Annotated in this window: 7 protein-coding genes and 2 pseudogenes; 8 read left to right on the top strand and 1 reads right to left on the bottom strand. The window is 63.1% G+C overall.

The window, feature by feature from the left end; translation table 11 throughout:
* The 8 genes and pseudogenes from EN750_RS40505 to EN750_RS07390 form a co-directional block, all read left to right on the top strand.
* Nucleotides 1–176 (top strand): annotated as a pseudogene (locus tag EN750_RS40505) (transcriptional regulator); the annotation flags it as partial.
* A 306-nt stretch (nt 177–482) separates the two neighbouring features.
* On the top strand, nt 483–2,273 hold the full coding sequence (locus EN750_RS07360; protein ID WP_127396039.1) for an acyl-CoA dehydrogenase: 1,791 nt from the start codon (nt 483–485) through the stop codon (nt 2,271–2,273).
* Nucleotides 2,274–2,394: 121 nt separating this feature from the next.
* Entirely contained in the window at nt 2,395–3,564 is a 1,170-nt protein-coding gene (locus EN750_RS07365; protein WP_127270389.1) for an acyl-CoA dehydrogenase family protein, read from the top strand.
* 33 nt (nt 3,565–3,597) lie between these two features.
* Nucleotides 3,598–4,806, top strand: coding sequence for an acetyl-CoA C-acetyltransferase (locus EN750_RS07370; protein ID WP_127396040.1), 1,209 nt, complete (start codon nt 3,598–3,600; stop codon nt 4,804–4,806).
* A gap of 14 nt (nt 4,807–4,820) precedes the next feature.
* Nucleotides 4,821–7,040, top strand: a complete 2,220-nt coding sequence (locus tag EN750_RS07375; RefSeq protein ID WP_127396041.1) for a 3-hydroxyacyl-CoA dehydrogenase NAD-binding domain-containing protein — start codon at nt 4,821–4,823, stop codon at nt 7,038–7,040.
* 65 nt (nt 7,041–7,105) lie between these two features.
* Entirely contained in the window at nt 7,106–7,660 is a 555-nt protein-coding gene (locus EN750_RS07380; protein ID WP_127396042.1) for a thioesterase family protein, read from the top strand.
* 115 nt (nt 7,661–7,775) lie between these two features.
* Complete coding sequence (locus tag EN750_RS07385) at nt 7,776–8,444, top strand: helix-turn-helix transcriptional regulator (protein ID WP_127268614.1); 669 nt, start codon at nt 7,776–7,778, stop codon at nt 8,442–8,444.
* A 9-nt stretch (nt 8,445–8,453) separates the two neighbouring features.
* Entirely contained in the window at nt 8,454–9,305 is an 852-nt protein-coding gene (locus tag EN750_RS07390) for a thermonuclease family protein (RefSeq protein ID WP_348629583.1), read from the top strand.
* On the opposite strand, the pseudogene lysK reads toward EN750_RS07390, so the two are convergent.
* Nucleotides 9,271–9,498 (bottom strand): annotated as a pseudogene (gene lysK / locus EN750_RS07395) (lysine--tRNA ligase); the annotation flags it as partial. The gene EN750_RS07390 and the pseudogene lysK sit on opposite strands and share 35 nt — an antisense overlap.

Genomic DNA, 9,498 nt, shown 5'->3' on the forward strand with positions numbered 1-9,498 from the left:
GTTCAAACACCAAGCAGCTCAAGCTCGCGCTGGACAAATCGGAAAAGCAGCTTGCCCGCCTGCAGAAGCAAAGGGCGCTGATCGACGACGCCATCAACGAGCTGAGCGGCTCGATGTCGGCGGTGCGCCAGATGCTGAGCGAGCGTTCGGCGCCGCAGGCGAGCGCCGCCAGCTAAAACAAATCCGTTCGGATTTGCGGCAGACCAAGTCGTCTGCTGATTGTCTGAGTTCTGTCGAGCCGCGTGGCCTGCCACGCGGCTTTTCGTTGTCCTGGCCCACTCTCATGGCCTTTCGGCGCTGGCTTGCGCAACGTCGCGCCGCTACGCTCATTGCTCCAGTGGGCGGGGAATCTTGTCGCATCGAAAAAATTGACGTTTACGCAAACGTCAATTTTTGCTATCCCGCTCCCAATATGGGTCCGCATGCCGCCCCTGGCTTGTCTTCGGGGCATTCGGACCGGGTTTGCAGGGTGGAGAAAAAGCATGCCGACATACAGGGCTCCGGTCCAGGATACGCTGTTCGTGCTCAACGAGGTTCTGGGTTATCAGCGTTATTCGAACCTTCCCGGATTTGCCGACGCCACGCCCGATGTGCTCGAGGCGATCCTGGCCGAAGGCGCCAAGCTCGCCGAAAACGTCATGCATCCGCTGAACCGTGTCGGCGACATGGAAGGCTGTGTGCGTCACGACGATGGCTCGGTGACCACGCCGAAAGGCTTCAAGGAGGCCTTCGACCAGTATCGCGAGGGCGGCTGGATGGGATTGGCCGCACCAGTCGAGTTTGGCGGCCAGGGCCTGCCCTATGCCGTGCATACCGCCGTCGCCGAATATATGGTCTCGGCCAATATGTCCTTGATGATGTATCCGGGCCTGACGCAAGGCGCGATCGCCGCGATCATCACCCACGGCACCGACGAGCAGAAGTCAACATGGTTGCCGAGGATGATCGAGGGTGCCTGGACCGGCACCATGAACCTGACCGAGCCGCATTGCGGCACGGATCTGGGCCTGTTGCGGACCAAGGCGGTGCCGAACGGCGATGGCACCTATAAAATTTCAGGCCAGAAGATCTTCATCTCGGCCGGCGAACACGACATGTCGGACAACATCGTCCATCTGGTACTGGCCCGCATCGAGGGTGCGCCGGAAGGCGTCAAGGGCATCTCTCTGTTCATCGTGCCGAAGCTCAAGCTCGACGCATCGGGCAATCCGGGCACCAGGAACACCGTCTCCTGCGGCTCGATCGAGGAGAAGATGGGCATCCATGGCAATTCGACCTGCGTCATGAACTATGACGAGGCTGAGGGCACGCTGCTCGGCGAGGCCAATGGCGGCCTGAAGGCGATGTTCACGATGATGAACGAGGCGCGCCTTGGTGTGGGCCTGCAGGGGCTGTCGCTGTCGGAGATCGCCTATCAGAACGCTGTCGGCTACGCCAAGGACCGTTTGCAGGGCCGCTCATTGTCGGGGCCGAAGGCGCCGGACAAGAAGGCCGACCCGATCATCGTCCATCCCGATATCCGCCGCAGCCTGATGACCATGAAGGCCTTCAACGAGGCCGGCCGCGCGCTGGCGCTGTGGACGGCGATCAAGTCCGACATTGCCCACCGCTCCGGCGACGACAAGGACCGCCAGGCCGCCGACGATTACACCGGCCTGATGACACCGGTGGTCAAGGGCGTGCTCACGGACAAGGGCTTCGACCACACCGTCATGGCGCAGCAGGTGTTCGGCGGTCACGGTTATATCGAAGAGCACGGCATGAGCCAGTTCGTGCGCGATGCCCGCATCGCCATGATCTATGAAGGCGCCAACGGCATCCAGGCGCTCGACCTCGTCGGCCGCAAACTCGGCCTGAATGGCGGCCGCGCCGTGCAGGCCTTCTTCAAGGAAGTCGGTGAGTTCTGCGAGGAGAACCGCTCCGACGAGAAGATGGCGCCATTCACCAAGGCGCTGAAGAAAGGTCTCAACGATTTGCAGGCCGCCACCATGTGGCTGGTGCAGAACGGCATGGCCAAGCCCGACAATGCCGGTGCCGCCTCGACCGACTACATGCATCTCTTCGGCCTGGTCGCTCTGGGCTATATGTGGGCGCAGATGGCCAAGGTGGCACTTGGCAAGACGGACGCCAATGGCGCGCAATCTTTTTACGACAAAAAGGTCGTGACGGGGCGCTTCTTCATGGAGCGGATCATGCCGGAGACGTCGGCGCATCTCGCCCGCATTTCGAGCGGCGCCGACACATTGATGGCACTGCCGGCGGAAGCGTTCTAAAGATGATCGGCGTCCTCCTCCCCCTTGAGGGGAGGGTGGCCCGAAGGGTCGGGAGGGGTCGCTGCGGCAGTGCGCCGGCCTCAGTTTCGATGATGCATGTCGGGAGGAGTATCATACCAGCATGACCAACCCAGCTGAAATCCTTGGCCTTCCGAAGCCCGCTTGGGCGGCGGACGAGGTCGGCATGCTCTACGACATGGCGCATCGCTTCATGTCGGAGGAGATCGCGCCGCGCTACGACGAGTTCGAGAAGAACGAGATGGTCGATCGCGAGAGCTGGCTGAAGGCAGGCTCCGCCGGCCTGCTCTGCGCCTCTATGCCGGAGGAATATGGCGGCTCCGGCGGCACCTTCGCGCATGAGAGCGCCATCATCGAGGCCATCGGCCATGTCGGCGTCGACGGTTTCGGCATCGGCCTGCACAATTCGATCGTCGCCCCTTACATCCTCCACTATGGCTCCGAGGAGCAGAAGAAGAAATGGCTGCCGAAGCTGGCGACCGGCGAGCTGATCGGCGCCATCGCCATGACCGAGCCTGGCGCCGGGTCCGACCTGCAGGGCGTCAAGACGCGGGCGCAGAAGGATGGCAACCAATACAAGATCAATGGTTCCAAGACCTTCATCACCAACGGCCAGCTTGCGAACTTCATCATCGTCGTCACCAAGACCGATCCGGAGAAGGGCGCCAAGGGCACCTCGCTGATCGTCGTCGAGACCGACGAGGTCGAAGGTTTTCAGCGCGGCCGCAACCTCGACAAGATCGGGCTCAAGGCCAACGACACGTCGGAGCTGTTCTTCAACGACATGCGCGTGCCGACCTCCAACCTGCTCGGCCACGAGGAAGGGCAGGGCTTCGTCCAACTGATGCAGCAATTGCCGCAGGAGCGGCTGCAGATCGGCACCGGCGCCATTGCCATGATCGAGCGGGCGCTGGCGCTGACCATTGATTATGTCAAGGAACGCAAGGCGTTCGGCAAGGCGATCATCGATTTCCAGAACACCCAGTTCAAGCTGGCCGAACTCAAGACCGAGGCCACCGTCGGCCGCGTCTTCTACAATGATTGCGTCACCCGCCACATCGCCGGCGGCCTAGATCCTGTGACCGCGTCGATGGCCAAGTACTGGCTCAGCGACCTGCAGGGAAAAGTCGTCGACGAATGCCTTCAACTGCATGGCGGCTATGGCTACATGAATGAATACCCGATCGCCCGCATGTTCCGCGACGCCCGCGTCCAGCGCATCTACGGCGGCACCAACGAGATCATGAAATTGCTGATCGGCCGCTCTCTCTGAGAGCGACATCAGGCAAACCTAAGGAGCAAGCAAATGGCTGAAGCTTATGTCTATGACGCCGTGCGCACACCGCGCGGCAAGGGCAAGAAGGACGGATCGCTGCACGAGGTGCCGGCGGTGCGGCTTGCCGCCAAGACGCTTGAAGCGCTGCGCGATCGCAATGGGCTGGACACCGGCACTGTCGATGACATCATCTTCGGCTGCGTCGATCCGGTCGGCGAAGCCGGCTCGGTCATTCCGCGCGCCGCTGCCTTCGAGGCCGGCTACGACACCAAGGCGCCCGGCATGCAAATCTCACGCTTCTGCGCTTCCGGGCTCGACGCCATCAATTTCGGCGCCGCCAAGATCGCCCAGGGCGCCGATGAGATCGTCATTGCCGGCGGCGTCGAATCGATGTCGCGTGTCGGCATGGGCGCCTCGGGCGGCGCCTGGTTCATGGATCCTTCGGTCGGCCTGCCCGGCTGGTTCGTGCCGCAAGGCATCTCGGCCGACCTGATCGCCACCAAATACGGCTTCAGCAGAGACGACGTCGACGCCTATGCGGTCGAGAGCCAGAAGCGCGCCGCCAAATCCTGGGCCGATGGCCGCTTCAAGAATTCCGTCGTCCCGATCAAGGACCAGAACGGCCTGACCATCCTCGACCATGACGAACATATGCGCCCGTCGACCGACATGCAGTCGCTGGCCTCGCTCAACCCGTCCTTCGTCATGCCAGGCGAAATGGGCGGCTTCGATGCCGTCGCAGTGCAGAAGCATCCCGAGGTGGAAGAGGTCAATCACGTCCATCATGCCGGCAATTCGTCCGGCATCGTCGACGGCGCCGCCGCCGTGCTGCTCGGTTCGAAGAAGGCCGGCAAGGCGATGGGGCTGAAGCCGCGCGCGCGCATCCGCACCTTTGCCAACATCGGCTCCGAGCCGGTGCTGATGCTGACGGGCCCGGTCGACGTCACCGAGAAGCTGTTGAAGCGCGCCAAGATGAAGCTCTCGGACATCGACCTGTTCGAGCTCAACGAAGCCTTCGCTTCGGTGGTGCTGCGCTACATGCAGGCCTTCGACATCGATCACGACAAGATCAACGTCAATGGCGGCGCTATCGCCATGGGTCATCCGCTCGGCGCCACCGGCGCGATGATCTTCGGCACGGTGCTGGACGAACTCGAGCGCCGCGATCTCAACACGGCTCTGGTGACGCTGTGCATCGGCGCCGGCATGGGAACCGCAACCATCATCGAACGCGTCTGACGGGGAGAGAAACGATGAGCTACACCAATTTCACCCTCGACATCGACGCCGACGGCATTGCGCTGGTCACCTGGGACATGCCTGGCCGCTCGATGAACGTTTTCACCGAAGAGGCGATGCGAGAATTGAACGCCATTGTCGACAAGGTGGCTGGTGACGCCGCCATCAAGGGCGCCGTGATCACCTCCGGCAAGGACACCTTCTCCGGCGGTGCCGACATTACCCTGTTGCAGAAGATGCTGACGACCTTCGCCGCGGAAAAGGGCAAGGACGCCGAAAGGGCGACCAAGGCGCTGTTCGACAATGCCGGCATGATGACCGGCCTGTTCCGCAAGCTGGAAACTTGCGGAAAGCCGTGGGTGTCGGCGATCAACGGCACCTGCATGGGCGGCGCCTTCGAATTGTCGCTCGCCTGCCACGGCCGTGTCGCCGCCGATAGCGACAAGGTGAAGATGGCACTTCCCGAGGTGAAGATCGGCATCTTCCCGGGCGCCGGCGGCACCCAGCGCGTGCCGCGGCTGACCGATCAGCAGCAGGCGCTGCAGATGCTGACCTCGGGCCAGACACTGTCGCCGCAGAAGGCCAAGTCTATGGGCCTGATCCATGAGATCGCCGAGCCGGCCAGGCTCGTCGAGACCGCCAAGGCGATGATCAGGAATGGCCTGAAGCCGGTGGCGCCATGGGACGAGAAAGGTTTCAAGCTGCCCGGCGGCCAGATCTATTCGCCCGCCGGCTTCAATCTGTGGCCGCCGGCCATCGCCATCCTGCGTCGTGAGACTTACGGCAACTATCCGGCCGCCGCCGCGATCCTCAAATGCGTCTATGAAGGCCTGCTGGTGCCGTTCGACACCGCCTTGCGCATCGAGCAGCGCTATTTCACCGAGATCATGCAGACCAGGGAAGCGGCGGCGATGATCCGCTCGTTGTTTGTGTCGCTGCAGGAACTGAACAAGGGCGCCCGCCGCCCGGCAGGCGTGCCCGAAACCAAGTTCAAGAAGATCGGCATTCTCGGCGCCGGCTTCATGGGCGCGGGCATCGCCTATGTCACCGCCAAGGCCGGCATCCCGGTGGTGCTGCTCGACCGTGATCTGGAGTCGGCTGCCAAGGGCAAGGCGCATTCCGACGGCCTGATCTCGGATCAGGTCAAGAAGGGCCGCGCCAAGCCGGAGGACAAGGACAAACTGCTGTCGCTGATCACGCCGACGGCGGACTATGCCGACCTTGCCGGCTGCGATCTGGTGGTCGAGGCCGTTTTCGAGGATTCGAGCGTGAAGAAGAGCGCCACCGAACAGGCGGAAGCCGTGCTGAAGCCATCGGCGATCTTCGCGTCGAACACCTCGACCATTCCGATCACCGGCCTGGCGAAGAATTCTGCGCGGCCGAAGAATTTCATCGGCATCCATTTCTTCTCGCCGGTCGACAAGATGATGCTGGTCGAGATCATTTTGGGCAAGAAGACCGGCGACAAGGCGCTGGCCACCGCGATCGACTTCGTTCGCGCCATCAAGAAGACGCCGATCGTCGTCAACGACACGCGCGGCTTCTACGTCAATCGCTGCGTGCTGCGCTACATGTCGGAAGCCTACAAGATGCTGATCGAGGGCGTTCCCGCGCCGATGATCGAGAACGCGGCGAAGGCTGCCGGCATGCCGGTCGGCCCCCTGGCGCTGACCGACGAGACGGCCATCGACCTTGCCCAGAAGATCATGAAGCAGACCATCAGGGATCTGGGCGACAAGGCGGTCGATCCCAAGCAGATGGCGCTGATCAACGCCATGGTCGACGATCACGGCCGCTTCGGCCGCAAGAACGGCAAGGGTTTTTACGATTACCCGGCAAAGCCGGCCAAGAAGAAGTTGTGGCCGGGCCTTAGGGAGCTCTATCCGCAGCTTGCACCCGAGAAGGTCGATTATGAGGAACTGCAGCAGCGGCTGCTGGTCACCATCGCGCTGGAAGCGGCGCGGGTGATGGAAGAAGGCATCGTCACCGACCCGCGCGAGGCCGATGTCGGCTCGATCCTCGCTTTCGGCTTCGCGCCCTACACCGGCGGTGCGCTGTCCTACATCGACGGCATCGGCGCCAAGGCGTTCGTGAAGATCGCCAAGAACCTGCAGAAGAAATACGGCGCCGAGTTCAAGGCACCCAAGCTGCTGCTCGACATGGCCGAGAAGGGCGAGACCTTCTACCAGCGCTTCGATCCCTATGCGAAAGGCGACGTGAAGCAGGCAGCCTGACGCATGGGCAAAATCAAGCGTCTTGCAGCGACCTTCGCGCGTCCAAGAGGACATGGGGCGCTGTAATGTATGTCTGGGCGCGCATGGTGCGCATGATGGCCACGGCACGCAGCCGTGGCCCCTATGCGATGGGCGGCGAAGGCCGGCTGGCTTTCCGCTGCCTGCCGACCGACATCGATTTCAACATCCATCTCAACAATGCGCGCTACATGATGCTGGCCGATCTCGGCCGCATCGACCTGTTTGTTCGTGCAGGCCTCATCACGCTGGCAAGGAAGAATGGCTGGGCGCCGATGATGGGCGGACTGCAAGCGGTCTATGCACGCGAGATCAGGCTGTGGCGCCGCTTCGAAGTGGTGTCCTCGATCGAGACCTGGGAAGGCACCCAGGTTGTAGGCAAGCACCGCTTCGTCCTCGACAATGGCGAGACGGCCGCGTTGATCCTGACGACAGCCGGCGTCTACGATCGCAAGGCTCGCAACTTTCTTGAGATTGACGAGGTCGTTGCGGCACTTGGTCGTGCCGTGAACCCGCGGCCACCGACGCAAACGGAGCGGATTTTCATGACATCGCACCAGGGTCTGCGCAGCTTGGCCAAGGGCGTCGATCGATCCCGGTAGTCGGACTTTCCGCGATCGACGGAAACGTTTGCAACCACTCCACGACCGGTGGACAAAACGACATTCCAAGACTAGAAGGGAAAGGTATTTTTTCCTGCACCGAAGGAGAGCGAGCATGCTCTCGCACGACCGAGTCTGGGCTGCCATCGATGCTCTTGCCAAGCGTTATTCGCTTTCGGCCTCGGGTTTGGCCAAGCGTGCGGGGCTCGATTCCACTGCCTTCAACAAGTCGAAGCGTTTGTCGTCGGATGGCCGACCACGCTGGCCCTCGACCGAATCGCTGGCCAAGATCATCGAGGCTACGGGCGCCTCACTCGACGAATTCACCGGTCTGATCGAAGGCCGGCCCGGGATCAGCAATGGTGCTTCGACCAGCCATGCCGCTTCGGTCGCCCGCAGAAGCTCCGTGCCGTTGCTCGGCTTTGCCCAAGCCGGCGCCGGCGGCTTCTTCGACGATGCCGGCTTTCCAGTCGGGCAGGGTTGGGATCTGATCGAACTGCCGGCGCAATCGACCGAGAGTTCCTACGCGCTGCAGGTGCAAGGCGATTCCATGCTGCCGCTCTACCGCAATGGCGACGTCCTCATCGTCGAACCGGGCGCCGTCACCCGCAAGGGCGATCGCGTCGTCGTCAAGACCACATCAGGCGAGGTGATGGCCAAGGTGCTCGAGCGCCAGACCGTCAAGTCGATTGCGCTGGTCTCGCTCAATCCCGATCATCCCGACCGCGATATTCCCATGCGCGATGTCGAATGGGTGGCGCGGATTGTCTGGGCTAGCCAGTAGGTCAAGCTGGTGCGGCTCCTTCGTCATGCGCTGGCGGTTCTGATGGTCCCGGTGATGGCGGCCATGGTCGTCGCCGGCGGTCGCACGTTGAAGGGAAGCGACAGCGTCGTCACGGTGGACCAGCTTGATCCGGGCGCCGATACGATGGCGCAGCAGGCTGCCGGGACGGTGCCGCAGGAGCCGGCCACATCGGCCATAGCAGCCCCGCAGCCGCCAAAGCCGGCGCCGCATTCGAGGGCGATCGATCCCGAAATCGTCGCGCCACCGGAACTGCCCGCCGAGGGGCTTGAACGGGTCGAGCCGCGCGAGCCGTTGAGCAAACTCGCGCTGGCTGTGCCGCCCAAGCCGAAAATGCCCGACGACTGGAACGGCACCAAGCTGTTCCAGCCGGTTGCGCCGGCCGCCGGCCTGATCGAGGCGAAGGGTTACTCGGTCGCGGTTTCCGGCATCGATATCGTCAGGCAGGATGAGACCTGCAGCGAGGACGGCAAGCCCTGGCCGTGCGGCGTCCGTGCGCGGACGGCGTTCCGCGCCTTCCTGCGCGGCCGCGCGGTGGTCTGCACGGTGCCGCCGCAGGGCGGCCGCGACCTGATCGCCGCCGAATGCCGGATCGGCAAGCAGGATGTCGGCCAATGGCTGGTCGAAAATGGCTGGGCGCGCGCCGCCAGGGGCGGACCATATGTCGAGGCTGGCGACAAGGCACGCACGGCGAAGAAGGGCATTTTCGGATCGGCGCCCGATCTGTCCGGCATGCCGGCGATGCCGGCCGCGCCACGCCAAGCGCCTCAGGCGCCGGGTTCGATCCTGGAAGAGGTCGACGGCGTGCTCAAGCCAGCTGACCAGCCAGCGCCCGCTCAATGAGCACACGTGTCTCGGCAACGCCGTAGAGCGCTGCGAACGAGCCGAAGCGCGGGCCGCGCTCCTGGCCGATCAGCACCTGGTAGATCATCTGGAAGAAGGCGCCCGATACGCCGGGGCCACCCTCCGGGCTCTGCTTGGAATGATCCTGATAGCGCTCGATCCTGCGCGCGACGTTGAGCGAGGCGTTCTGGAT

The sequence above is a fragment of the Mesorhizobium sp. M7A.F.Ca.ET.027.03.2.1 genome (assembly GCF_003999175.1).
Lineage (GTDB): Bacteria > Pseudomonadota > Alphaproteobacteria > Rhizobiales > Rhizobiaceae > Mesorhizobium.

What these genes read in the sequence shown, in the direction of transcription:
- EN750_RS07360 (WP_127396039.1), top strand. Translation starts at nt 483, where the DNA reads ATGCCGACATACAGGGCTCCGGTCCAGGATACGCTGTTCGTGCTCAAC.
- EN750_RS07365 (WP_127270389.1), top strand. Translation starts at nt 2,395, where the DNA reads ATGACCAACCCAGCTGAAATCCTTGGCCTTCCGAAGCCCGCTTGGGCG.
- EN750_RS07370 (WP_127396040.1), top strand. Translation starts at nt 3,598, where the DNA reads ATGGCTGAAGCTTATGTCTATGACGCCGTGCGCACACCGCGCGGCAAG.
- EN750_RS07375 (WP_127396041.1), top strand. Translation starts at nt 4,821, where the DNA reads ATGAGCTACACCAATTTCACCCTCGACATCGACGCCGACGGCATTGCG.
- EN750_RS07380 (WP_127396042.1), top strand. Translation starts at nt 7,106, where the DNA reads ATGTATGTCTGGGCGCGCATGGTGCGCATGATGGCCACGGCACGCAGC.
- EN750_RS07385 (WP_127268614.1), top strand. Translation starts at nt 7,776, where the DNA reads ATGCTCTCGCACGACCGAGTCTGGGCTGCCATCGATGCTCTTGCCAAG.